We start from the raw sequence: 25911 nt of genomic DNA, 5'->3' as shown, positions 1-25911 counted from the left end.
CGACCGGTTAGTGGTCGGACCACTTAAGTCGTCCGACCACTTCACAGTGGACCACTAGTAAGAAAGATTCCCTACTTTTCCAAGCAACTAACCGACACAACCCCAATGCGCCACCTCCTGCTCCTCAGCGGCTTCCTCCTGCTGGTTTCCCCCCTGACCGCCCAGTCCACCGAACCGCTCATGGGCTTCACCCCCAGCGGCAGTGAGGCGCAACGGAAACTGGAGGCCACCTACGACGCCCGCATCACGCCGGCCAACTTGGACGAATGGATGAAGTACATGACCGCCCGACCCCACCACGTGGGATCGCCCTACGACAAGAAGGTGGTCGACTTCATGGCCGACAAGTTCCGCTCCTGGGGCTACGATGTGAAGGTGGAGCGCTTCGACGTACTCTTCCCGACGCCGAAGGTGCGCAAGCTGGAGTTGATTGCCCCCACCCGCTACACCGCCATCCTGCAGGAGCCGCCGGTGGAAGGGGATGCGGCCACCCATCAGACTGAGGAAGCCCTGCCCCCCTATAATGCCTTCTCCGTGGATGGCGACGTGACCGCCGAGTTGGTCTTCGTGAACTACGGGGTGCCGGCCGACTACGAGGAACTCGAGAAGCGCGGCATCGACGTAGCCGGCAAAATCGTGATCGCCCGCTACCAGGGTTCCTGGCGCGGCATTAAACCCAAGGTGGCCGCCGAGAAGGGAGCCATCGGCTGCATCCTCTACTCCGATCCCGAGGACGATGGCTACTACCGGGGGGATACTTACCCCGAGGGCGCCTACAAGAATGAATACGGAGTACAGCGGGGAGCGGTAGTAGATCTGCCCCGCGCCCCCGGCGACCCCCTGACGCCCGGATACGGCGCCACCGAGGACGCCAAGCGGCTGCCCCTGGAAGAGGCCGAAGGACTAACGGAGATTCCCGTACTGCCCATCTCCTACCACGATGCCCTGCCCCTGCTCGAGGCCCTCGGCGGTCCCGTGGCTCCAGCCGCCTGGCGGGGTGCCCTGCCGATCACCTACCACATTGGCCCCGGGCCGGCGAAGGTGCACCTGCAGCTGGAGTTCAACTGGGACCTGGCGCCGGCCTACGACGTAATCGCCACCCTGGAAGGCAGCGAATACCCCGACGAATGGATCCTGCGCGGCAACCATCACGACGCCTGGGTACACGGCGCCAACGACCCGATCAGCGGTATGGTGGCGGTGATGGAGGAGGCCCGCGCGGTAGGGGAACTCGTGAAGCAGGGCTGGCGGCCGAAGCGCACCATCAAGTACGCGGCCTGGGGCGCTGAGGAACCCGGACTGCTAGGGTCCACCGAATGGGTGGAAACCCACGCCGAGGAACTGAAGGAAAAAGCCGTGGCCTACATCAACACCGATGCCTCCGGGCGCGGCTTTCTCAGCGCGGGAGGCTCCCATACGCTGGAGAAATTCTTCGGACAAATCACCGAAGACGTGATGGATCCCCAAATGGGCGTTAGCGTCTTTGCCCGCCGGAGAGCGGAAGCAGCGGTGAATGACGGTGAGGAACTGAAGCATTTCCCACTGTCGGCCCTGGGGTCGGGATCGGACTATTCCCCTTTCTTCCAGCACCTCGGCATCGCGGCCTTCAACATGGGCTTCGGGGGTGAAAGCGGAGGTGGAGAGTACCATACCATGTACGACAGCTACGACCACTACAAGCGCTTCAAGGACCCCAACTTCAGCTACGGCGCCGCCCTGGCGCGGGTGGCGGGGCGGACAACCCTGCGACTGGCCAATGCCGATGTGCTGCCTTTTGAGTTCACGCGACTGGCCACGACTTTGCAACAGTACGGAGAGGAAGTAACGGCCCTGGCCGACCAGACCCGGAAGCAAACCGCCCGCCGGAACCGGCTTATCCAGGAAGAAGCTTACCAGCTGGCCGCCGATCCCACCCAGCCTTTCCACGCCCCCGAGGTGCAGCCGGAGGTGCCCTACCTGAATTTCGCACCGCTGCAGAACGGACTGAGCCGCATCAGCAGCCTGGCCGACGACTACCGTACCGAAGCCGCTGTACAACTTCCCGCGGCGGAACGGGAGCGGCTCAACCAGCTGTTCACCGACCTGGAGCGCCACCTCACGCGGCCCGAGGGACTGCCCCGGCGGCCCTGGTTCATCCACCACGTCTACGCACCAGGCTTCTACACCGGCTACGGAGTGAAAACCCTGCCGGGCGTACGGGAGGCCATCGAGCAGCGCGATTTCGAGGAGGCCCAGGAGCAGATCGAAAAACTCGGAAAAGTGCTGGAGGCCTACGCCGGACAAATGGAGCGCATCATCGGCGTAGCGGCTACCCGCTAGCCAACTATCTTCGTGGCCGGACCCTCCCTTCAGCCAACCTACCCCGGAATGCGCCTGACCTTACTGCTCTTAGTCCTCTTCCTCGGCACCAGCGTCCGCGCCCAGCGTGTGCTGCTGTTCGAACAACTGACGAGCTCGAAAAGCGAGCGGGTGTACGAAGGGGAAGCCCTGCGGTTCCGGATGAAGGGCGACAACTTCTGGCAGGAAGGCTACATCCGGGAGATGCGCCCCGACATCCAGGCCCTGGTCATCAACGACCGCTACATCCTTCTCGAGGAGATCGACGCGGTATTTCTGGGGCACACCATCGCCAGCAAGCTGGGGTACGGACTCATAACTTTCGGCGCCGGCTGGTCGTTCTTCGCGGCCCTCGGCTACGCCACCGACAAGATCGATGAGACGAACTACAGCGTGGACGACGCCCTGGTGACGGCCGCCTCCGTGGGTACCGGATTCCTGCTCGTGAAACTCCTGGGCCGCCGCAAGTTTCGTCCCGGAAAGTACAAGCGGCTACGGGTAGTGGATCTCAGCTTTTAGGCAGGCTCAGGCGTGGCCATACAGGGCCTTGGCAAGTAATTCCGGGAAAGCTTTTGGGGTAGCGGCGAAGGGTTTGAGGCCCAGTTCCGTTAGCAGCGCCGCAACCTGCTGGTCGTAGGCCGGCGCTCCCTGGTCGTTCAGCGCCAGCAGCGGCAGGAAGGTCAGGCCGGAGTGCTGGAGGCGGCGGACGCTCTGCATCATATTCGGGATTGAGCCGCCCTCAAACAGGTCGCTAAGCAGGATAAGGACGGTGTCGCGGGGAGCCACGTTAAGCTGTTCGGCGTAGCGCAGGGCCCGGCCGATGTCTGTACCCCCGCCGAGCTGGAGGGCGAACAGGAGGTCCAGGGGATCGGGCAGGCGGGCGGTAAGGTCAACCACGCTGGTATCAAAGGCCACTACGTGGGTACGTACGCTGGGCAGGCTGGCCAGGACGCAGGAGAGCACCCCGGCGTAGACCACCGAGGTGGCCATGGAACCGCTCTGGTCGATGAGCAGGATGACGTGCTTCAGGCCGGTCCGGCTGCGGTGCTGTCCGCGCAGTTGCACGGGCAGTACCGTGCGGTGGTCGGGCTGGTAGTGCTTCAGGTTTACCCGGATGGTCTGGTGCCAGTCGATATCGCTGTGGCGCGGTCGCCGGTTCCGGACCTGCTGCCGCTTGCGACCGCTGATGGCCTGCAGGAGGGGCTGGCGCAGCTGTTTTTCAATTTCCTCGACTACCCGGCGGACGACCAGGCGGGCGGTTTCCCGGCTGCGTTCGGGCAGGACGTTCTTCAGGGTTAGCAGGGTGCCGACGAGGTGAACGTCGGGCTGGATGGTCTCCAGCAGTTCGGGTTCCAGCAGCATTTCCTGGATACCAAGCCGTTCCAGGGCATCCCGCTGCAGCAGCTGCACGGTATCGGTGGGGAAGTATTTGCGGATGTCGCCCAGCCAGCGGTTCACGTTGGGACTGGAGGGGCCGAGTCCGCCCTTACGCTCATCACTGTTGTAGAGGGCTTCGAGCACGGCATCCATGCCGGCGGCCCGGGCGGGGAGTTCGGGGCCTCCTTCCGCTCCCTGAGCGTCCTGCCCGAGGATCAGCCGCCACTTGCGCAGGTATTCGTCATAATCACTCATAGGCGGCGAGGATCCGTTGAATGAGTCCGTCAAAGTTGGTGACCTTGTCGTCCGAATGGCCCAGGCGGGCGACGACCAGGCCCTGGGTGGGCAGTATGAACACCCGCTGGTCCTGGAAGCCGCGCATCATGTAGGCATCAGCGGGGATGGACGGCGTATCCGGCCCCGGAAGCCACAACTGGGCGCCGTAGTTTCCTTCGCTTCCCGCGGCGGGTTCCCGCATGAATTTGATCCAGCTTTCCGGGATGAGTTGCTCACCGTTCCACCGTCCGCCCTGCAGCATCAGCTGTCCCAGCCGCGCCCAGTCGCGGGCCGTAGCCCAGCCATAACTGCTCCCCACGGGGCGCCCGCTTTGGTCGGGTTCGATGAGCAGGGAGGGGGCTACGGCACCGTAGAGGTCATCGAGGAAAGCGTACAATTTATCGTTGCTCCCCAGTTCACTGCGCAGGTATTCCATCAGGATGTTGGAGGTGCCGCTGGAGTAGTTCCATTCCGTTCCGGGGGTGGCGATCAGTTGGCTCCGCAGGGCAAAGTCGGCGAAGTCGGGTCGCTCGTGCAGCATCACGGTGGCGTCGGTGAGGCTGCCGTAGCCTTCGTTCCAGGCCAGTCCTGAATTCATCCGCAGCAGGTCAGCGAGGGCGATTTCCGACCGGGCATCTTGCCAGTAGTCGGGGAATAATGCCGTAAGGGCAGTGGCCGCGGCCGCGGGTTCCGGGTAAGTGGCGGAATCCCGGTGGAGATAGGCCCCCACCGCGAGTCCCGTCAGGGTTTTGGTCATGGACCAGCCGAGGAGTCGGCTGTTGTGGTCGTAGCCGGGGGCGTAGCGTTCCGCCACGAGTTGACCGTCCTTCAGGACGACCAGTCCGCGGGCACCGCCGCCGGGGACGGGCTGCATGCCGTAGTCCAGGGCCGCGGCCAGAGCTGGGGGCGCCGTAGTAGCAACCGGCAATGGGAGGGTAGCCGGTATCTCCGCTTGGCCCACCGCGGGGAGGGGCCGCGCCGCGTCGTTGACCAACACGCAGCCCCTACCGGGCAGGTAGACTGCCTGCCGTTCGACCAGCCCCGCCAGGGAGGCGGTCACCGTGTCGCTTTCATGTTGAAGGGTGAAGTGGCCCAGTACGCTGAAGTTGAGATCGTGGGCACTGATTTCGTCAAGTTCCCGTCCCTGCAGGAAGTGACAACTGCAACCGTGCTTCGCGGCGTACCCGCCTCCGATACTGAGCAGTGGCTTGACCCACAGGAAGGCACTGAACAACAGTACGATCATCAGGGCCAGTCCAATCAGCCAGCGTTTCAGGGGGGTAACATGCATGGGGTAAAGATACTCAGGGGGTGGCGGGCGGAACCGTCAGGCAACACCGCGAAATGGAGTAAAATAACAAACAATTTGTATTTTAATACGCCAGGGCCTATCTTGAGAGTCATTGCCGGCGTTGATCCTCTCACTACAGATCCCCTTTCTCACCTCATTTCGCGTCGGGTCATTCGATACATAGGCAGTTCTTCCCGCCGTTACCCGGTACCGGACGGTGCAGGGTGGGCTGTCGGTTAACCCTCGATCCGTCGGCCGGTATGTTCTCCGACGGAAGGGCCACCGGCGTGGGCGGTGGTAGCGGCGGATGGGGGGAGCCAGCGTGGCGGCGGTCGGGTGGGTTCTCCCACCCACTCTTCGGAGCCCCCTGCCCGCCCGATATCTTTACCCATTATCCCCTGCTCGCCCAGCCAATTCCCCGCCCGCCCGACTTCTGGACCTACCACCCCCACCCCCCACCAGCAGCAAAACCCGCTCGGGTACTACCTTCACCCCATGCAGCTCCGCACCTTTGGCATTCGGCACCACGGCCCGGGCTCCGCCCGGCGGTTGCGCGACGTGCTGGACCGCTGGCAGCCCGATCTGATCCTGTTGGAGATGCCGGCCGATAGTCAGCCCGTGCTGCGCCAACTCACCACCCGCGGCATGCACCCCCCCCTGGCCCTGGTCCTCTACGACGCGAAGGACATTGAGCGCGCCAGCTTCTTCCCCTTTGCCCGCTTCAGTCCCGAATACCAGGCCATCGACTGGGCCGGTCAGCACGGTGTGGAGTTACGGGCGATCGACCTGCCCGCCCGCCATTTTCTCGCCGTACGGGAGGAAGAAAAATTCATTCTTTTCCCTACCGAGGAGCCGGATACCCCCTCCCGGCTGCCCGGCAAATCGCGGCGGGAGCTGGCCCGCCAACTGCGCACCGACCCCCTGTCGGTCGTGGCCGAGCTGGCCGGCTACCCCGACAGCGAGAGTTGGTGGGATGCCACCCTTGAACGCAGCAATGAAGGGGCAGACGCCACCTTCGAGGCGATCCTGGAAGTCGTCACCGAACTGCGACAGACCTTCCCCGAAGCCTCCAACGACGAAAACGAGCAGCGGGAAGCCTATATGCGCAACGAGATCCGCAAGGCCCTCCGGGAATCCCACGAGCGGGTTGCCATCGTGGTGGGAGCCTGGCACGGACCCGCCGTCGCGGACACCCCCGAACGCAAGGCGAGTACCGACAAGGCCATCCTCCGCGGCCTGCCCAAGGTGAAGGTCAGCCAAGCCTGGGTACCCTGGTCTTTCCCCCGTCTGGCCCGAAGCGGGGGCTACGGCGCCGGCGTCACCTCTCCGGCCTGGTACGCCACCCTGTTCGACTTTCCTGCCCAAGCGGTCGACCGCTGGATGGCCGCCGCGGCCCAACTGCTGCGGGAAGCCGGCTTTGAAGGCAGTCCGGCCATGGCCACCGAGGCCGCTGGCCTGGCCACCACCCTGGCTACCCTGCGCGACCACGAACGGCCGGGAATTGAGGAACTGGAAGCCGCAGTGCTGACCACCCTGGCGGCTGGACAGCGCGAAAGGCTGGAGCTGATCCACCAACGCCTGACGGTAGGAACCGAAGTCGGCTTCGTGCCGCCCGACGTGACTACCGTCCCCTTGCTGGAAGACCTGCGCGCCGAAATCAAGAGTACCCGGATGACCAAGTGGTGGGAAACCGCCGGCCAGCACTACCTGAAGGCGACCAAGTCCGATCCCCGTGGGGGTATAGACCTCCGCACCCCGAATGACCTGCGCAAAAGCCACCTGCTCCACCGCCTGAACCTCCTCGACATCCACTGGGCTAAGCTGCAGCCGGAGGGGCCGGACAGCCTGAGCAGTTTCAAGGAAGTATGGCTGCTGGAATGGCAACCGGAATTCAGCCTGCTGGTCATCGAGCGGGGCAGCTACGGGAACACCGTCGCCTCCGCCGCGGCCGCCTATACCCTGGAAAAGGCCGCCGCCCTGACGATGGTCAAACCCCTGGCGGAGCTCACCCTGCGGGGGTTGCAGGCCGGGTTGCCGGAGGTGGTTCCGGCCCTGATGAAACTACTGCGCGCCCGGGCCGCCGAAACCACCGACGTAGTAGCCCTGCTGTCCACCCTGCCCGCCCTGGTGCAGACGAGCCGCTACGGCGACAGCCGCAAGACCGACACCACCGCCCTGCTGCTGGTGATCGACGAGTTGCTGCCGCGGCTCACGGCCGGCCTGCCCGCCGCCGCTACCCACATCGACGACGAACGCGGACACCAGCTGGTGGAACTCATCGCAGCCGCCCACTATCACCTGGCCCAACTCGACAATGACTCTCTGGATACCCTCTGGATCGACGGGCTCACCCGCACTTCTACCGCTGGCGTTCACCCGGCCGTGGAGGGGCACTGTCTGCGGTTGCTGACGGACCGGGCCGTCATTTCCGGCTCCACCGCGGCCGACCGGTTCAGCCGGGCGCTGTCCCGCAGTCGGGGCGCCCAGCCGGTGGCGGAGTGGATTTACGGATTCCTCTTTGGCAGTGGACAGTTGTTGCTCCACCACCCCCCGCTGTTCGCCCTGATCGACGAGTGGGTAGCCGGACTGGAGTGGGAAGATTTCGAACAGGTAGTGGCCCTGCTGCGGCGTACCTTCTCCGACTTCTCCCGCTACGACCGCCGCAAACTGATGGAAATGGTAGAGGGCGATCAGTCTATGGATCCGCCGGAAAGCCCAGATGCTCAACCCATTGCGGAACAGGAAACCCTGCTTGCGGACCTGCTGCGCTGGATCGCCTAAAATCTTTTGAGAAATCCATCCGGAGGCGTGACCTTTCCTTTCCCCCTCCGTCAGAAGGGGCATTAGAGGCTACATACACCCCCACAGGGGGGCTATGAACAGAGACACGGATTTCAACAAGAGACAATTTCATAAGACATACATTTCTTCCTGGTTTTTTGAGATAGCTACCGCTCACCCAATTGGATAATCAATTTTTGCGCGCGCTCCCTGTACAGGGGGCGCGCGTTTTCTTGTATACCACCCCCGCCGTACATTTCGGATATGGCCCCGCCCCCCCGTATCCCCCTGCTCCTCCTGCTTATGCTGTTTACCCTTAGCGCCTACGGCCAATCCAGACCCCGCGACCTCGGCGTGAAATTGGGCGTCATGCACCCCGGTCCCCTCAACGCCATCACCGACGTGGCCGGCGTTAGGGTAGGGCACACCACCCGCATCGAAGGCGACAGCATCCGCACGGGCGTGACGGCCGTGGTACCCCACGGTGGTGACCTGTACCGGGAGAAGGTGCCCGCGGCCATCCACCTCGGCAACGGCTACGGCAAACTGGCCGGATATACCCAGGTGGAGGAACTCGGAGAACTGGAAACCCCCATCGTGCTGACGAACACCCTTAGCGTAGCCACGGCCATGAACGCACTGGTTACGGCCTGCTTGCGCGACAATCCCCAGGTGCAAAGCGTCAATGCCGTGGTAGGTGAAACGAACGATGGCTACCTCAACGACATCCGCGGCCGCCACGTCACCGAAGCCGACGTCCACTCAGCCCTGAGCGCCGCCACGGAAGGCTCCGTCACGGAGGGGAACGTAGGCGCGGGCACGGGTACCAGCTGCTTCGGCTGGAAAGGAGGCATCGGGACGTCCAGCCGGAAACTGCCGGAGTCCCTGGGTGGCTACACGGTAGGCGTGCTGGTACAGACCAACTTCGGAGGCGTGCTCCAGATTGCCGGCGTGCCCGTTGGTCCCCTCCTCGAACGCTATTACTTCCGCGACGAGTTGGAGAGCCACGCCGACGGCAGCTGCATGATCGTGGTGGCCACCGACGCTCCCCTTGGCGTCCGCAACCTGAAGCGGCTCGCCCAGCGTGCCATGCTCGGCCTGGCCCGTACCGGCGGCATAGCGAGTAACGGCAGCGGCGACTACGTAATCGCCTTCTCCACCGCCACCGGCAACCGTATTTCCGTCGGCGCCGGCGCGGTACGTTCGCTCACTGAACTGAGCAACGGAGCCGTCACCCCCCTGTTCCTGGCCAGCATCGAGGCTACGGAGGAAGCCATCATCAATTCCCTCTTCGCCGCCGAGGACATGACGGGGCACGGGGGTAACCACCGGGAAGCCCTGCCCGTGGAAAAGGTGCTGGAGTTACTGAAAAAATAGCGCCTTTACCACCGCCAGGCCGCGCCCGCACGGGGCGTAACCCCCAGGGTCCCAAAGCCCGTCACCTCCGTAAATCGGGTGTTGGTCAGGTTGCGCACCTCCGCGAAGAGGGTCAGCTTCCGGTCCGCAAGCAGTTGCCGCTCGGCGTACACGTTGACGATCAAGTAGGGTTCCAGTTCCGTCGTGAAGCGAGTAAAGTCGGCGTCGAAGTATACATCAGGGCGTTCGCCGGTGTAACTGGCCGTGATGCGCGCCAGGAAAGGCACCCGGGCCTGGTAGGTAAGCCCCAGCAGTCCGCTCAGTCGCGGGCGGCGGAAGAAGTCCGTGGTCTCCACCGTACCCCCCTGTCCGTCGGGCGACTGCAGTTTGCCCCGTACGTAGGTGGCGTTGCCGGCGAGGCGCCAGCGTTGCCCCAGGACCGTGGCGGCCTCCACCTCCACCCCGCGGTCGACCAGGGCATCCTGGTTCTGATAACCGAGGGTATAATCGTAGGTCACGATGCGGTCGATGTTGCGTTGGAATAGAGTGACCGCGCCCCGGAATTTGCCCGAGGGTCCCTGCACCTGCGTTCCCGCCTCCACCGAAGTTGATACCTGGGGTTCCAGCTCCGGATTGGCGCCGAAGGGTCCGCCCAGCTGGTCCAGGGTAGGGCTCTGGAAGGCCGACGCCACCGACAGCCGGCTGCTCACGACCGGGGAGTGACGGTACCCCAACGCCACCGAGGCGTTGGCCTGCCCCCCGAAACTCGAGTGGTGGTTGTAGCGCAGGCCCGTCTCCAGCAATAGTTTTTCGGAGAGCTGGAGGTTGAGCTGTACGTAGGGACTCAGGTTGCTGGCCCGGAGGGTATCGGCGGCTTCACTATCCATTTTCAATCGCTCGTGGCGCAGTTGTCCGCCCACCGTCAGGGTCAGGGCCTGGCCGGGGAACCAGTTCACGAAGGCATCCGCCTGCTGGGCCCGTCCGCCGTAGTCGGTCGCCCCGTATACCGCATCCGTGAAGGTGCGGTCGGTGGCCGCGTAGGAGTACCGCCCCCCGACGGAGTAGTTATCCCGGCGGTAGTCCACGGAAAGGGCCGGCAGCCACAGTTCGTTCGCGTAGCGGTTGTCGGCGTCCTGGAAAGCCCCCGCGTCGTAATCCCCCGTGAAGGTGGCGCGCCGCAGACTGGGCCGCACGGTCAGTTCTTCCGTCGGGCGGTAGGTCAGGCTTCCGTGGAAGGTTTGGCGGCGGGCCCCGTCGCGGGCAAATTCTTCGTTGCTGCCGTCCGGGGGTGTCGCCTCGCTGATGCCCTGGGTCGTAAAGTAGTCGTAGCCCAGGCGGTAGTCGAGCTTGCCGGTGGCCCCGGCGGCGGAGGCTTGGGCTTCCCAGGTGCCGTAGCGCTGGGCGGCGGCGCGCAGGTGCAGGGAAAGGGGAGGGGAGGCCTCCCCGTCAGCCGGGTCCGCCGGATCAATGGTGACCAGGTTGATCACCCCGGCCACGGCGTCGGAACCGTACAGCAGGGAGCGGGCGCCCCGCAGGATCTCAATGCGCTGGAGCCCCTCGAGCGAGAGCAGCCGCAGGTCGACGGCGCCACCCAGGGAGGAGGGGTCGACGAGCGGCTGCCCGTCCACCAGGATCAGGGTGTACTGGTTGGCGCCGTTGCGCAGGAAGAGGCTGCGGTCCTTGCCGAAGTTGCTGTAGGCCCCGTTCACCACCAGGCCCACCTGCTCGTTCAGCAGCTGGGCCAGGCTGGCCGAGCGGGCGATGGTCGCCGAATCAATCACGGTCACCCGCTCGGCACTCCCTGACAAGGGGCGGGTGTAGCGGGTACCGGTTACGGTCACCGCATCCGAGGTGGTCGTGAGGGGCGGCAGGGATTCCTGGGCCGCGAGGCGCAGGTTCAGCAGGAGGACAAGAATAAAAAGGAGCCGGAGCATTGGATCAAGGGGTTTTACCGGCGGCGGGGGCGTGCGGGATGGGTGCAGCGCAACAGGGGAGCACACCAGCGACTGATGAACCTCCGCACTGCCCGTGGCGGCGAACCGATCCAGCCCGCTCCTTCGCACCGAGGAACAAAGCAGTATGGCGCTACCGGGCAGGTCTTCTGGCTCACCCCCCTGGCCGTCGCCTTCCCGGATCGGAGGATCCAGTGGCCAATGGACGGCAGGTACGCGGGGCTTACAGCTGCGGGGACAGCTCCGGATTTTCACCGGATTCCCTTATCCCGATTGCCCAACGAAGGTAGGCTTTTTGACCCGGCGCTAATTACTTTTTGAATTCAGGCTACCTTTAAGGTTTTTACAGATTGCCGACCCGACCAACCGCTCCGGTGGCGGAAATAGGGCAGGCGGCCGGTAACCCTTACCACCCCGTATTACGTGAAGCTTCTCCTCTCCTGTCTCTTCCTCCTGTTTGCCGCGTACGCAAGCGGGCAGTCCCGCATTTTCGACGATCGCCAGGCCAACCTGCCGCCCATGGCCACCGCCGTGCGGTTCACTGAGGGCATTGAACTCGACGGCCGCGTGGAGGAACTGGAATGGCAGGGCGGACAGCCTGCCAAGGACTTCTGGGAAACCTTTCCCAGCGACACCTCCCGGGCGACCTACCCCACGGAAATCTACTTCGGCTACGACGACCGCAACCTCTACGTGGCCGCCATCTGCCGCACCCCCGGCGACCGCTTCATCATCCCCAGCCTGCGGCGCGACTTCCGGGCCGGCGGCAACGACAACATCACCTTCGTTTTCAACCCCTTCCGCGACCAGACCAACGCCATCGTCTTCGGGATGAACCCCTACGGCGTAAACCGGGAAGCCCTGATCTACAACGGGGGCGAAAACCACGAAGACTTCCGGGAGGAGTGGGACAACAAGTGGCGGGGCGAGAGCTACATCGGCGACGGCTATTGGTCGTGCGAACTGGTCATCCCCTTCTCCAGCCTGCGCTTCCCCGACGGTTCCCCTGAATGGTACTTCAACAGCTACCGCTTCGATACCCAGAGTAACACCCGCAGTACCTGGCACCGCATCCCCCAGAACCAGATCATCATGAGCCTGGCCTACATGGGCTCTCTGAAGTTCGTCGGCGGCGCACCCCAGGCCCAGGGCAAGAACATCGTGGCCATCCCCTACGCCGGCGGCAGCATGCGGCGGGACTACGAGGCCGACACCCCCACCTCCTTCGACGGCGACGTGGGTGGCGACGCCAAGATCGGCATCGGCAGCGGCCTGAACCTGGACCTTACCGTCAATCCCGACTTCAGCCAGGTAGAAGTGGATCGTCAGGTCATCAATACCACCCGCTTCGAGGTCTTCTTTCCGGAGCGCCGCCAGTTCTTCCTGGAGAACGCCGACCTCTTCGGCTCCTTCGGCTTCGAGCGCGCCAACCCCTTCTTCAGCCGCCGCATCGGGGTGACCCGCGATACCACAACCGGCGAAGGCCTTCAGAACCCCATCTACTTCGGCGCCCGCCTCAGCGGCAAGGCCAACGACAACTGGCGCATCGGACTGCTCAACATGCAGGCGGCCCGTAACATCGAGCAGGGGCTGCCGAGCTTCAACTACACCGTGGCCGCCGCCCAGCGCCGGCTGGGTGCCCGCAGCAACCTCGGCGGCATTTTCGTGAACAAGCAGAATTTCACCAACTTCTCCGACAGCACCGAACGCAATGCCAACTTCAACCGCGTAGCGGGCTTCGACTTCAACCTGGCCACCCGCGACAACGCCTGGAACGGGAAGACCTTCGTCCACCGCAGCTTTTCCCAAAAACCCGGAGGCGACGACTACACCCACGGCCTCAACCTCGAATTCCGCCACCGCCACTGGAACGTGGAATACGACCACCTGTACGTCGGTGAGGACTTCAACGCCGAAGTGGGCTTCGTCCCGCGCCGCGGCTACCTCACCAGCGGCGTGGAGGCGGCCTACCTCCGCTACCCCTCGAACCCGGCCGTCATCCAGAAGGGTCCCGTCATGATGGCCCGCATCTTTTCCCAACCCGGTGACGGGCTTACCGACCGCAACCTCATGGTGGGTTACCAGTGGAGTTTTGCCAATACCAGCCGACTCAACATGGGCGCGGGCTACGAATACATCTTCCTTTTCTCGGACTTCGACCCCTCCCGCACCGGGGCCACCCCCCTCCCCGGCGGACAGGGCTATGGCTTCTGGCGTACCGGCGCCGAATACCGCAGCGACGGCCGCAAACGGTTCAGCACCGGCCTGGAAACCGAGCTGGGACAGTTCTTCAACGGCTACGGCTACAACCTCTCGGGCAACCTGGAGTACCGCTACCAGCCCTACGGGAGCATCGACCTGCGCTTCAGCTACCAGTACGTCGACCTGCCCGAGCCCTACGCCTCCACCGCCCTCTTCCTGATCGGGCCGCGGATCGATTTCACCTTCAGCAAGTCGGTGTTCCTCACCACCTTCGTTCAGTACAACGAGCAGATCGACAACATCAACCTGAACGCCCGCCTGCAGTGGCGCTTCGCACCGGTGAGCGATTTCTTCCTCGTCTACACCGACAACTACGACAGCTTCGACCTGGGGGTCAAGAACCGCTCCCTCGTAGCCAAGGTCACCTACTGGCTGAATATTTAGCCACGGCGCGGACGCGGGTGCCGGGGCCGGGGACCGGGGGCAATCTTTCCGGGCGCCGGTACGTTACGCCTACCATTCTACTCGGTACATGCGGCAAACTATCGTATTCTTCTTCCTGCTTTTCACCTCCCTGTTGCCGTCGGCCCTGTCGGCCCAGTTGCAGATGCGTGGCCTGGAGGCTGGCATCTGGGCGGGAACGGCCTACTACCTCGGCGACCTGAATACGGAGTTCCGGTTCAACCGCCCCAACCTAGCCCTCGGAGTAGCGGGGCGCTACAATTTCAACCACCGCCTGGCGGCCCGCGCCAGCCTGAACTACGGCAGGGTGGAGGCCCGCGACAGCGACAGCCAGAACACCTTCGAGCGGGAGCGGAACCTGAGCTTTTACTCCGACGTCTACGACATCACCGGCCAGTTCGAATTTAATTTCCTGCCCTACTACCACGGTAGCCCGGAGTACTTCTTTACCCCCTACGCCTTCGTGGGTTTCTCCGTCTTCGGCTACAACCCCAAGGCTATCTCGGACGGCGGCAAGGTCGTGAACCTCCAGCCCCTGGGTACCGAGGGACAGGCACAGGGTGAAGAATACAGCCGCCTGAGCGCCGCCCTGGCCTACGGCGTCGGTATCCGCTGGGACCTGACCTACGAGCTGAGTATGGACGTCAACCTGAGTATGCGCAATACCCTGACCGACTACCTCGACGACGTGAGTACCACCTACCCGGACCTCCAACGGCTTAAAGCCCGGCGGGGCGACCTGTCCTACGTCATGAGCGACCGCAGCAACCCACTACCGGGCGGCGAGAATGTACCCCGCGACTTTACCCAGCGCGGCGACGACTCCCTCAACGACCACTACCTCTTCCTGGGGGTGGGGATCAATTACTACTTCGGCGATGTGCTCTGCCCCAAGGTCCACAAGGGCAAAAAGCCCCGCAAGCCCACCCGGCCGAAACACCGCTGATTAACGGCTGGCCTCCGCCACGAGCGATTTCTTGATCTTCTTGACCAGTCCCGGCCCGGCGTAGACCAGTCCGCTGTACACCTGGATGAGTCTCGCGCCCGCGGCAAACTTCTCCTGGGCGGAGGCCACGTCGTCGATGCCCCCAACCCCGATGATGTCCAGTTTACCCCCGCTCTGCTGACTCAGGTAGCGGATGACCTCCGTCGACCGTTCCCGCAGGGGGGCGCCGCTCAGTCCGCCGGCTCCCATTTCCTCCACCCGCCGGGCGGGGGTGATGAGGGGTTCCCGCGCAATGGTGGTATTGGTCGCGATGATGCCCGCCAGTTGGGTCGCATCTACGATCTCGAGGATATCGTCCAGCTGCCCCTGCGTCAGGTCGGGAGCAATCTTCAATAGAATGGGCTTGCGCTGCCAGAGCTCCCCGGGGCGGCCGAGCTTGCCGTTGGTCGCGGGTTTGGCCGGTCGGGCCAGCTTGTCGTTCAATTCCTGCAGGGTGGTCAGCAGGGCCGTCAGCGGTTCGCGCTCCTGCAGGGCGCGCAGGTTGGGCGTATTGGGGGAGCTTACGTTGACTACGAAGTAGTCGACCAGGGGAAACAGCTTTTCGAAGCAGGTCACGTAATCGCTGGTGGCCGATTCGTTGGGGGTGACCTTGTTTTTGCCGATGTTGCCCCCAAGGATGACCTTGGGTGGGCGGCCATCGCGGAGGAGGCGCCGGGCCAGGGCATCGACGCCCTCATTGTTGAACCCCATGCGGTTGATGAGGGCCCGGTCGGCGGGCAGCCGGAACAGTCGGGGTTTGGGATTGCCGTCCTGGGGCAGGGGAGTGACGGTACCGAGTTCCAGGAAGCCGAACCCCAGGCTGGCCATGTCCTTGTAGTATTTTCCGTCCTTGTCGAAGCCGGCGGCCAGGCCCACGGGGTTGGAAAACGGGAGGCCGAAGACCCGCCGCTTCAGCGCGCGGTCCTCATAGCGGTAGCGCCCCCGGAACAAGTCACTGACCCCCGGGGTGGAAAGGGTGGCGGCCAGGCCCTGTACGGTCAGGCGGTGAGCGTCTTCGGGGGGGAGCTGGAACAGTAGGGGCTTCAGGGCGTGGTACATGGCCCAAAGCTACGCATCCTGTAGCACGAGCATGGGCACCTCGCTCTCGAAGACGACCTTGCTGACCGTGCTTTCGTTGAACAGGCGGCCGAAAAATCCGTGGTCGTGGTAGATCATGCAGAGCAGGTCGGCCTGGTGAAGCTTCACGGTGCTTTTAATGCCATCGCTGATGCTGCTGCTCTTGTCGCTGCGCACCTCCATCCGGTAATCTACTCCTCCGAGGTACTCCGGGAGGCGGGGATCGTAGCCTTTTCCGTCGCCGTCCTCGTCGCCGTGGTAAACGATCAGTTCGGCGTTGTACGCTTCGAGGATGTCCAGGAGGGGCTTCAGGACGTGGGGCCCGGCGAAGGGCTGTTCATCCACCGACAAAATGACCCGGCGGATGGGGCGGTGGGGGCAGGTGGTGGGCACGACCAGCACCGGCAGTTTGGTGTTCTTGATGACGGAGTTGGCCACGCTGCCGGTGAATATTTCCCGGGCGGCGCTGGAACCGCGGGTCCCCATAACGAGGAGGTCGTAGCCCTTGGCCTTGGCCACGCGGGTGATGGTGGGGCCAGGTGCGCCGTCGACGGTATGCACGTCGATGCTCACCCCGTCTTTCAGCCTGGGCTTGACCTCCTTGAGCACTTTCCCCATCGTTTCCATCGCTTCGTCGCGGATGTGCTCTTTCATGTTGACGAGTACGCCGGCGGAGCTGGAATAGGGCTCCTCAATGGCCGAAACCAGGGATACAAGACTGCCGAAATGATTGGCCAGGGAAACGCCGTAGGCCACGGCGGTATCGGCGCTTTCGGAATAATCGGTGGCGACCATAATCTTCTTCATGGGAATCTTTTGCTGTGGAACGGGAATCTAGATACGGGGTTTACGGAAACTAGACAAGTCCACCCCGGCCGGTTTCGTACCTTTGCCCTCCGATCATGACCTTCGATCAGCTCATACACCAGCCCCCCGGCCTCGGCCAGTTGCGCCAGATGGCGGCGACCGATCGTCTGCCCCACGCCAACCTCCTCCTTGCTCCGCCGGGTGGTGGCGGACTGCCGGCTGCCCTGGCCGTGGCGAACCTGCTGTTGTGCGAAAACCGCCAGGGGCCGGAAGGGGATACCAGTTGCGGACAGTGCCGCGCCTGTCGCAAGACGGCCGGAGCCATCCACCCCGACCTCCACTTCGTTTTTCCCACCGTGGGCAGCAAGGTCACCAGCGACCCCTTCCTGCCCCAGTGGCGGGAAGCCCTGAGCGAAAACCCCTACCAGGAAGCCAACGACTGGCTGCAGCGCATCGGCGCCGAAAACAAGCAGGGGAACATCAACCGGGAAAGCTGTGCCGCCATCCTCCGCAAGCTGAACCTCAAGATCTTCGAGGGCCGCTACAAGGTCATGCTCATCTGGCTGCCCGAATACCTCGGCAGCGAAGGCAACCGCCTGCTGAAGATGATCGAGGAGCCCCCCGAGCGTACCATCTTTTTGCTGGTGGCCGAGCGGATCGACCTCATCCTGACCACCATCCTCAGCCGCTGCCAGCTCACCAAGTTGCTGCCCCCGACCAACGAAGAGATCGCCGCGGCCCTGGGCACCCGCGGGGTTCCCGGCACCCGCGCCGTCGCCGCCGCCCGCCTGGCCGCCGGCAACTACAACGTGGCCCGGTCTCTGGCCGAAAGCGACGCCGACAGCCACGGCCCCCGGCTGATCAACTGGATGCGCGCCTGCTTCCAGGGCAGCCCGGCCCGCCTCCTGGAATGGACCGAAGAATTTGCCGGCCTGGGCCGCGAAAGCCAAAAACACTTCCTGCGCTACTGCCTCCACTTCTGGCGGGAATTCCTCCTCCTCTCGGTAACCGGCAACGCCAACCAGGTGGTGCGGCTGCCGGAAGACGAGCTGGAAAGCGCTACCAAACTGCTGCCCTACGTCGACCACGATCAGCTGGCCGCCATCACCCGGTTGTTGAGCGAATGCGCCGAACACATCGAGCGCAACGCCAACCCCAAGATCCTCTTTCTGGACGCGGGCATCCAGATCCACCAACTACTCCGCCAACCCCGGCCCGCCGCGGCCGCTACGGCGTCATCATAAAATCGATATGCAATGGGATGTACATCCTGCGGAACCCCCCAAGGCTGCGGCAGCAAAGGCAACTGCGGCACGGGTTCCTGTAACAAAATGAGCACCTTCGACTGGCTCTCCCACCTCGGGATCGACGACAGCTACGCCACCGATATCGTGGAGGTCAGCTTCAAGGACGGAGCCTCCAAGGGCTTCTACCACGCCCCGCCCCGGCTGGGGGTCTACACCGGCGACTACGTAGCCGTGGAAACCAGCAATGGCTACAACATCGGCTGCATTACCCTGAGCGGCGAACTCGTCCGCCTGCAGCTCAAGAAGAAAAACATCAAGGAGGTGAAGGTCACCGAAAGCGTACTGCGCAAGGCCAACGACCGCGACCTCGAAAAGATGCACGAGGCCCGCCAACTCGAATACCCCGCCCTGCTCAAGGCCCGCGTCATCGCCCGCACCAACCACGTGCCCATGAAGGTGACCGACGTGGAGTACCAGGGCGACTGCCGCAAGGCCACCATCTACTATACGGCCGACGAGCGGGTCGACTTCCGCCAGCTCGTCCGCCAGTTCTCCCACCAGCTGCGGGTAAAGATCGAGATGCGGCAGATCGGTCCCCGGCAGGAGTCCGGACGCCTCGGCGGCATCGGCAGCTGCGGCCGGGAGCTCTGCTGCTCCACCTGGCTCAGCGACTTCCAGAGCGTCAACACCGCAGCGGCCCGCTACCAGAACATCGCCATCAACCAGAGCAAGCTGTCCGGCCAGTGCGGACGCCTGAAGTGCTGCCTCAACTACGAACTGGATACCTACATGGAAGCCCTGGAAGCCTTCCCGAAGAAGGCCGACAAGCTGCGTACCGAGGCCGGCACGGGTATCCTCATCAAGACCGACATCTTCAAGGGGCTGATGTACTACACCTACCGGGAAGACCGCGGCCTGCTGTTTCCGATTCCGGTGGATAAGGTGCACGAAATCGTCGCCCTGAACAAGGAAGGGCAGAAGCCCGCTGACCTCCAGAGCTTCCAGGTGGTGACCGAAACCAAGGACGACATCTTCGAGTACGAAGACGTCACCGGAGCCGTCGAACTGCCCGCCGAGAAACGCCGCCGCAAGGGGGGCAAGTCGACCAAAAGCCGCAAGTCCGGCAGCCGCCGCAAGAAATCCGCTTCCGGCAGCGGGGAGAAGGAATCTAAAAGCACGCCCACCGCGAAGACCGAACCGAAAGGCGACAAAAGCACCGGCAAGAAGCGGCGGTCGCGCAACCGCAACCGCCGGCGCCCGCGCAAGGACAAAGGGGGCGGCGGGGAATAAACCCGGCTCCGGCTTCATCTTTTTATTCACCGGTAAGTTTCTTTACCTGACCAATTTATCAAGACACCCACATGGATTTTGACGTTACCATCGTAGGCAGTGGTCCGGGAGGCTACGTGGCCGCCATCCGCGCCGCCCAACTCGGATTCAAGACCGCCCTAGTAGAGCGCTACAACAGCCTGGGCGGTACCTGCCTCAACGTTGGCTGTATCCCCTCCAAAGCCCTGCTCGACAGCTCCGAGCATTACCACAACGCCCACGAGAAGTTCACCGACCACGGCATCGAGCTGGCGGACCTCAAGGTGAACATGCCGCAGATGATCAAGCGGAAGAACGAGGTGGTCGACCAAACGGTCAAGGGCGTGGAGTTCCTGATGAAGAAGAACAAGATCGAGGTCTTCTACGGCCACGGCACCTTCACCGGCCCCCACGAACTGAAAGTGGCCATGAACGAGGGCGAGGACCGCACCCTGAGCTCCAAGTTCTTCCTCATCGCCACGGGCTCGAAGCCCATCACCCCGGCGATGTTCAACTACGACAAGAAGCGGGTGATCACCAGCACCGAGGCCCTGAACATCAGCGAAGTGCCCAAGAGCATGGCCGTCATCGGCGGGGGCGTCATCGGGCTTGAGCTCGGCAGCGTCTTCGGCCGCCTGGGCACCGAGGTCGACGTCATCGAACTGGAAGACCGCATCCTGCCCACCATGGACAAGGACTGCAGCAAGGAACTGATGCGCGCCCTGAAGAAAACGGGACTCAATTTCTTCCTCAGCCACAAGGTCACCGCCGTGGAGGGCGCGGACGCGGGTGCCAAGATCACCTTCGAGAAGCAGAGCAACGGAGAATCCACCACCAAGGAATACGACTACTGCCTGCTGGCCATGGGCCGCCGCCCCTACACGGACAACCTGGGACTGGACCAGGCCGGCGTCAAACTCGACGACCGCGGCCGCGTCGTTGTCGACGACCACCTGCAGACGAGCGTACCCCACATCTACGCCATCGGCGACGTGATCCGGGGTGCCATGCTGGCCCACAAGGCCGAGGAGGAAGGCATCTTCGCCGTGGAACACATGGCCGGACAGAAGCCCCACGTCGACTACAACCTCATCCCCGGAGTGGTGTACACCTGGCCGGAAGTGGCCGCCGTCGGCAAGACGGAGGAAGAACTGAAGGCCGCCGGCGTGAAGTACAAGTCGGGTAAGTTCCCCTTCAAGGCCCTGGGCCGCGCCCGCGCCAGTACCGACATCGAAGGAATGGTCAAGGTGCTGGCCGACGCCACCACCGACGAGATCCTGGGCGTCCACATGGTAGGGGCCCGCGCCGCCGATATGATCGCCGAAGCCGTCGCCCTGATGGAATTCCGCGCCAGCGCCGAGGATGCCGCCCGCATGAGCCACGCCCACCCGACCTACACCGAGGCCTTCCGCGAGGCCGCCCTGGCCGCTACGGCGGACCGGGCGCTGCATGTGTAGTAAAGTATTGGTCAGTTCCCGCCGGCCCCTGCCTACCGGCTAATCACCATACGCAGGGGCCGGTGGTCCGACCAATTCGGGCTGAGCCGCTCGATGCTTACGACCGACAGGCTGGTGTCGACCAGGAAGTAATCGATCCGCAGGCCCGGTAGCGGCCCTGTGAAGGTGGTGCCCAGTCCCCGGCCCCGCGCCACCCAGGCATCCTTCAGCCGCGGCGAAAGGATCTGATTGTAGGTATAGGAAGAGGGCACGTCGTTGAAGTCACCCCCGAGGACGACGGGGTAGGGGCTGGTCTCGACCGCGGTGCGGATATCCTCGGCTTGCTGAGCCCGGAGGCGGGAGGTGCGGCCGTAACCCGTGAGCATATGACCAAAGGTTTCCAGTCGATTGGAATAGCTACCATCTTCCTGGATGTTGTCCGCCAGGCCGCTAATCTGGTTAGACTCCAGGTGAGCGTTGATCACCCGTACCGTTCCCAGGGCGGTTTCTACGTCGGTGACGATGTAGCCGTTGTATTCGTTGGGCTCCGTAAACGAGGAAGTTACCGGTTGGACAGAACCGGCGTAAGTGGCAACGAGGGTGCCTTCCTTCTGGTGCCGCTGATCCAGTCGTTCGGCGGCCTGGATGGAGGAGATGTAGTTCATCCGGTTTTTGGCCGGCCGGACCTCCTGCAGCAGGGCGACGTCGGGATTGAAACTGCGGAAGGCATCGGCCACCCGGTTGTGATCCACATCCTTGCCGTCGTAGGAACGGAACAACCGCTGGTTCCCCGTAACGAAGGTGACCGTTGGGCCGACTGCTCCGTCACGCTCATCACCGCCCGGCCAGGCGAACAGCTGGTCGAGGACGGGGATGGAGAACAGGATTACCGCGATGGGTAGCATGGCACCCGGCCAGTGGCGACGCGACAGGGCAAACAGCGCGTAAATGGCCGTAAGAACCAGCAGCCCCGGCAGCAGCAGGGCAATGATGGCGGGGGGCCAGAACACCTGGGGCGGGACGTAACGGGCCAGTAGCCCGAAGGCGGCCGTCAGGGCAATGAGGTTGCCGATGAGGGATAGGAACCAACGCACGGGTGGGGTCAATTGCGGTTACTGGCGCGGAACAAAAATTCCTTTTCCTCCTTGGAAAGGCTGTTGTAGCCGCGTTCCTTGATTTTATCGAGAATGGCGTCCAGCTGTTCCTGGTGGGTGGCCTCGCTGTCCAGGGTGGTGGAGGGTCCGCCGCCGGACTGAGGGGTACTGCTGCTGCCAGCCCGCCGCATGAAGCTCGGACGCTGGGGGCCGGCCGCCGTTTCCTTGACGGATTTGCCCCCCCGGAAGGCGGCCCGGGGCCCGCGCTTCGCGTGATCTTTGCTTGGCCGCAAAAGGCTGTGGTAGAGGTCGTCCACTCCACGAATGGCGGCCTGTACCGGGGTGGTCAGGTCGGTGCCGCGGCGCAGGTACCAGGCAAACAGGAAGCCCATGGCGATACCTCCGAGGTGACCGAAGGTGCCACCCGTGTTGACGTCGCTGCCGAGGCTGATGATGTTCATGATGACGACGAAAGCGACGATGTACTTGATGCGAACGGTGCCTAAAAGGAGGAGGCGTAGGCTGTAGTCGGGCGCAAAGACGCCCGTGGCTACCACGATGCACATCACCGCGGCGCTGGCCCCGAAAGCGTAGTGGGGCACCGAACCGTCGCCCGCAAAGCCGGTCAGCGCGGCCCCCAGGAAGAAGAACACGGCACCCGCGAGCCCGCCCAGAATGTACAGCGGGAGTACCCGCCGGTCGCCCAGCAAATCCCCGAAAATGCGGCCGAACCAGAACAGCCAGAGCATATTGAAGAGAATATGCCAGAAGCCCTCGTGGAGGAACATGTGGGTGAAAATCGACCAGGGATGGGTGAGCATGTGCCACCCGGAGTTGGAGATCGCCAGGAAGTTGCGGATGTCCAGGTAAAGGTTGGGGGTCTCCCAGCCGTTGAAGATCCGCAGGAACACCCACGCCAGGTTGATCAACAGGTAGATCGCCGCGTTCACGATGATGATGCGGCTGATCATGTTGCCATAATCGAACTCCCGGCGAATGTCGTCCCAGATGGATTGTAGCATAATTGGCGTAGGTCTGCCAGTAAAAACGTTTCGGGGGCGAAAAGATTTAGGATCGCGCACTTAAAGCCCTCCAAACTACAATTTTACCGCGGTACGCCCCGGTCCCAGCGCTGGGCGCCGGCCGGCGGATCGGTCCGGTACCAGAGGTAGGCCAGTACCCCGCCGGCGATGGCGCCGCCCAGATGCGCGAAGTGGGCAATGGGGTCCCAGCTGTATTCCATGATGCCGAGGAAGAGGTCGACCGCCAACAGGACGGGCACGAAGTAACGGGCCCGGATGGGCACCGGCAGAAAGATCAGCATGAGCTTGAAGTCGGGGTACAGGATGGCAAAGGCGGCCACCACCCCGTAGAGGGCCCCGGAGGCCCCCACCATCGGTACACTAGTCTTGAAGTCGATGTACTCCTGCATCATGCCGACGCCATCCCGCAGCGTCTGTTCCGCGTTGGCCCCGCCCAGCACCAGCTCATTCTGAATATTGGCGATCACGGCACTGAGCCGGGTGCCGTCGTCCATGTACAGGTCGCGGGTGTTGACCGAGTCAAAGAAGGCATTGAAATTGGCCAGGGAAGGTTGGCTCTGGAAGGCCGTCACGATGTCCTGCATGCGGTCCACCTGCCACCAGGTGTAGCCAAAGTGGAGGGCCACCGCCCCGGCCGCGGCCGCTAGGTAGAGGAAAAGGAAGCGCTTGCTGCCGTAGCGGGCCTCCAGCAGGGGGCCAAACATCACCAGCCCGAACATATTGAAGAAGATGTGGGCCAGGCCGCCGTGGACGAAGAAGTGGCTGACCAGCTGAATGGGGTGAAAGCGGTCGCTGGTGGGGTAGTGGAGGGCCAGAAAGTCGGAGAGCTCCCGCGTATCGATGCCCAGGTAGGGCAGCAGAAACAGGATGGCAAAGACCGCCACGTTGATGATGAGCAGGTTCTTAACTACGGGGGTCAGCGGCGGCATGCAGGCGATGATTTGTTAACTAATGCTTCGGGAGGGCTTCCGGTTTCCGCAGGCCGGCAGGGGCACGAAGCTATCCCTGGAAGAGCCGCTCGACCTCGTCGAGCTCATACTTGACGTAACACCGCCGGCCGTTGGGGGCTACCCGGGGCTGGCCGCAGGCGAACAGCCGGTCGATGAGCGAACGCATCTCGGCCTCGTCGAGGGCGGTGCCGCGTTTGATGGCGGCCGCACGGGCCAGGGTGCGGGCCAGTCGCTCGTGGCCGTCGCTGGCCAGGTCGACGTTGTTTTTGTACTGCTGCAGCAGTTTCTCGAGGAGTTCCAGCTCGTTGTTGCGGCCGGCCAGTTCGGCGGGGATGCCTCGCACGATGAAGCTGCCGCCCCCGAAGGCTTCCAGGTCGAAACCCAGTTGGTTGAGCTCCGGCAGGAGAGACGCCATCAGGTCGGCGTCGGCGTGGGCCAGGTCGAGCGTCTGGGGGAAAAGCGACGCCTGGGAGGCCGCGGGCTTCTCCCGCAAGGTGGTCAGGAAGTTTTCGTAGAGGATGCGCTCGTGGGCCGACTGCTGGTCGACCAGCAGCCAACCGCTTTTGATGGCGCTGACGATGTAGCGCTGGTGCAGCTGATAGGGGGCTCGCCCCTGGGTGGGGGGGGAGTCATCTTCTTCCTCTCGGCCCATACGGCTCTGCAGCACCTCCCCGGTATCGGTATCGACCTCAACGCTGAGGTTGTCGTAGAGCTTTTCCCAGTTGCGGAGGTTGCTGGTGTGGCGACCGGCCTCCGGATCGGAGGGGGCCCGCGGCGTCTCGCGGTTCATTTTGCTGGGCAGGGCCTCGTCGGGGTCGCTGCCACTGTTGATGCTGGACTGCAGGGTGGTGCGGGAAGGAGAGAAGGGATTGTCGGACTCGAAATCGATGGTGGGCATGATGCTCGCCCGGCCCAGGCCGTGGCGGATGGTGGCCTTGAGGTAATTGTAGATCAGGCGCTCGTCCTCGAACTTGATCTCCTGCTTGGTGGGGTGTACGTTGACGTCGATCCGGGCGGGGTCGATTTCCAGGAAGATGACGTAGAAGGGGTAGCTGTCCTTGCTCAGCAGCTCGTCGTAGGCCATGGTAACGGCGTGGTGGAGGTAGCTGCTGCGGATGTAGCGGTCGTTGATGAAAAAGAACTGCCCCACCTTGCTCTTGCGGGCGGCCTCCGGCTTGCCCACATAGCCGCCAATGCTGAGTACGTCGGTTGATTCTTCAATGGGCACCAGCAGGTCGCGGTACTTCTTGCCGAATACTGCAATGATGCGCTGCCGCAGGTTCCCGGCGGTAAGCGAGAGGTCCAGTTTGTCGTTCACGTGGAGCTCGAAGCGCACCGAGGGGTGGGCCAGGGCGATCCGGATGTACTCCTCGCGGATGTGGCGCAGTTCGACCGAATCGCTCTTCAGGAAATTGCGGCGGGCCGGGACGTTGTAAAACAGGTTCCGGACGGCGATGCTGGTTCCCGGCGGAGCGGCGGCCGGCTCCTGGGTGATCACTTCGCTGGCTTCGACCACGAGGCGGGTGCCGAGCTCGTCGGGGGCGCGGCGGGTTTTCATTTCCACCTGGGCGATGGCCACGATGCTGGCCAGGGCTTCCCCCCGGAACCCCATGGTGTGGAGGGTGAACAGGTCCTCTGCGGTCCGCAGCTTGGAGGTGGCGTGGCGCTCCAGCGACATACGGGCGTCGGTTTCGGACATGCCGCAGCCGTTGTCGATGACCTGGATCAGGGTCTTCCCGGCGTCCTTGATGATTAGGTTGATCTCGTCCGCGCCGGCGTCCACGGCATTTTCCACCAGTTCCTTCACCACGCTGGCGGGGCGCTGGATGACCTCGCCGGCGGCGATCTGGTTGGCAATGGCGTCGGGGAGTAGCTGGACGAGATTATCCGTCATAGCGGAGAAGAAGCAGTTAGAGGAGCCACAAAGTAA

18 protein-coding genes and 1 riboswitch are annotated in these 25911 nt (G+C 63.5%); of the genes, 9 read left to right on the top strand and 9 right to left on the bottom strand.

Annotation, left to right across the window (positions count from 1 at the left end; translation table 11 throughout):
* Nucleotides 1-105 precede the first annotated feature (105 nt).
* Both CGL56_RS07720 and CGL56_RS07715 read left to right on the top strand, forming a co-directional pair.
* Entirely contained in the window at nt 106-2319 is a 2214-nt protein-coding gene (locus CGL56_RS07720; RefSeq protein ID WP_099105946.1) for a transferrin receptor-like dimerization domain-containing protein, read from the top strand.
* Between the two features lie 48 nt (nt 2320-2367).
* Entirely contained in the window at nt 2368-2856 is a 489-nt protein-coding gene (locus CGL56_RS07715) for a hypothetical protein (protein ID WP_099105945.1), read from the top strand.
* A 6-nt stretch (nt 2857-2862) separates the two neighbouring features.
* Here the strand turns inward: CGL56_RS07715 and CGL56_RS07710 are convergent, their stop codons facing one another.
* Together CGL56_RS07710 and CGL56_RS07705 are read right to left on the bottom strand one after the other, a co-directional pair.
* Nucleotides 2863-3969, bottom strand: coding sequence for a VWA domain-containing protein (locus tag CGL56_RS07710; RefSeq protein ID WP_099105944.1), 1107 nt, complete (start codon nt 3967-3969; stop codon nt 2863-2865).
* Nucleotides 3962-5281 carry a serine hydrolase domain-containing protein gene (locus CGL56_RS07705; protein ID WP_099105943.1) on the bottom strand — a complete coding sequence of 440 codons (1320 nt, stop codon included), beginning with the start codon at nt 5279-5281 and terminating at the stop codon, nt 3962-3964. The genes CGL56_RS07710 and CGL56_RS07705 overlap by 8 nt, the downstream gene beginning before the upstream one ends.
* Nucleotides 5282-5776: 495 nt before the next feature.
* Between CGL56_RS07705 and CGL56_RS07700 the strand changes: the two genes are divergently transcribed.
* Complete coding sequence (locus CGL56_RS07700; RefSeq protein WP_099105942.1) at nt 5777-8062, top strand: DUF5682 family protein; 2286 nt, start codon at nt 5777-5779, stop codon at nt 8060-8062.
* A gap of 264 nt (nt 8063-8326) precedes the next feature.
* The gene (locus CGL56_RS07695) at nt 8327-9439 is read left to right on the top strand and encodes a DmpA family aminopeptidase (protein ID WP_099105941.1); all 1113 of its coding nucleotides are present in this window, start codon (nt 8327-8329) and stop codon (nt 9437-9439) included.
* Nucleotides 9440-9444: 5 nt separating this feature from the next.
* Here the strand turns inward: CGL56_RS07695 and CGL56_RS07690 are convergent, their stop codons facing one another.
* Nucleotides 9445-11352 (bottom strand): TonB-dependent receptor plug domain-containing protein, encoded by a 1908-nt coding sequence (locus tag CGL56_RS07690; protein ID WP_099105940.1) that lies wholly within the window; start codon nt 11350-11352, stop codon nt 9445-9447.
* 140 nt (nt 11353-11492) lie between these two features.
* Nucleotides 11493-11689: riboswitch (cobalamin riboswitch) on the bottom strand.
* 104 nt (nt 11690-11793) lie between these two features.
* Between CGL56_RS07690 and CGL56_RS07685 the strand changes: the two genes are divergently transcribed.
* Nucleotides 11794-14016, top strand: coding sequence for a DUF5916 domain-containing protein (locus CGL56_RS07685; RefSeq protein WP_187305574.1), 2223 nt, complete (start codon nt 11794-11796; stop codon nt 14014-14016).
* A gap of 88 nt (nt 14017-14104) precedes the next feature.
* Entirely contained in the window at nt 14105-14980 is an 876-nt protein-coding gene (gene porG, locus CGL56_RS07680) for a type IX secretion system protein PorG (protein WP_143470655.1), read from the top strand.
* Here the strand turns inward: porG and CGL56_RS07675 are convergent, their stop codons facing one another.
* Nucleotides 14981-16078, bottom strand: coding sequence for a quinone-dependent dihydroorotate dehydrogenase (locus tag CGL56_RS07675; protein ID WP_099105939.1), 1098 nt, complete (start codon nt 16076-16078; stop codon nt 14981-14983). It abuts the gene before it with no gap.
* 9 nt (nt 16079-16087) lie between these two features.
* Entirely contained in the window at nt 16088-16903 is an 816-nt protein-coding gene (locus CGL56_RS07670) for a universal stress protein (protein ID WP_099105938.1), read from the bottom strand.
* Between the two features lie 95 nt (nt 16904-16998).
* Here CGL56_RS07670 and CGL56_RS07665 point away from each other — a divergent pair, with 95 nt between their 5' ends.
* From CGL56_RS07665 to lpdA, 3 genes are all read left to right on the top strand, one after another.
* Nucleotides 16999-18147: a DNA polymerase III subunit gene (locus CGL56_RS07665; protein WP_099105937.1), complete on the top strand. Its 1149-nt coding sequence runs from the start codon at nt 16999-17001 to the stop codon at nt 18145-18147.
* Between the two features lie 87 nt (nt 18148-18234).
* Nucleotides 18235-19440 carry a PSP1 domain-containing protein gene (locus tag CGL56_RS07660; protein ID WP_245184067.1) on the top strand — a complete coding sequence of 402 codons (1206 nt, stop codon included), beginning with the start codon at nt 18235-18237 and terminating at the stop codon, nt 19438-19440.
* Nucleotides 19441-19511: 71 nt separating this feature from the next.
* A complete protein-coding gene (gene lpdA, locus CGL56_RS07655; RefSeq protein ID WP_099105935.1) occupies nt 19512-20915 on the top strand; it encodes a dihydrolipoyl dehydrogenase in 1404 nt (467 codons plus the stop codon).
* Nucleotides 20916-20947: 32 nt separating this feature from the next.
* Here lpdA and CGL56_RS07650 read toward each other — a convergent pair whose 3' ends face one another.
* The 4 genes from CGL56_RS07650 to mutL form a co-directional block, all read right to left on the bottom strand.
* Nucleotides 20948-21988, bottom strand: a complete 1041-nt coding sequence (locus CGL56_RS07650) for an endonuclease/exonuclease/phosphatase family protein (protein WP_143470654.1) — start codon at nt 21986-21988, stop codon at nt 20948-20950.
* An 8-nt stretch (nt 21989-21996) separates the two neighbouring features.
* A complete protein-coding gene (locus CGL56_RS07645) occupies nt 21997-23010 on the bottom strand; it encodes a rhomboid family protein (RefSeq protein ID WP_099105933.1) in 1014 nt (337 codons plus the stop codon).
* Between the two features lie 83 nt (nt 23011-23093).
* Nucleotides 23094-23960: a rhomboid family intramembrane serine protease gene (locus tag CGL56_RS07640; protein WP_099105932.1), complete on the bottom strand. Its 867-nt coding sequence runs from the start codon at nt 23958-23960 to the stop codon at nt 23094-23096.
* 70 nt (nt 23961-24030) lie between these two features.
* The gene (mutL, locus tag CGL56_RS07635; RefSeq protein ID WP_099105931.1) at nt 24031-25875 is read right to left on the bottom strand and encodes a DNA mismatch repair endonuclease MutL; all 1845 of its coding nucleotides are present in this window, start codon (nt 25873-25875) and stop codon (nt 24031-24033) included.
* Nucleotides 25876-25911 lie beyond the last annotated feature (36 nt).

The sequence above is a fragment of the Neolewinella marina genome, from assembly GCF_002631205.1.
Classification (GTDB): Bacteria; Bacteroidota; Bacteroidia; order Chitinophagales; family Saprospiraceae; genus Neolewinella; species Neolewinella marina.
This window is presented reverse-complemented; position numbering and strand designations above follow the sequence as displayed.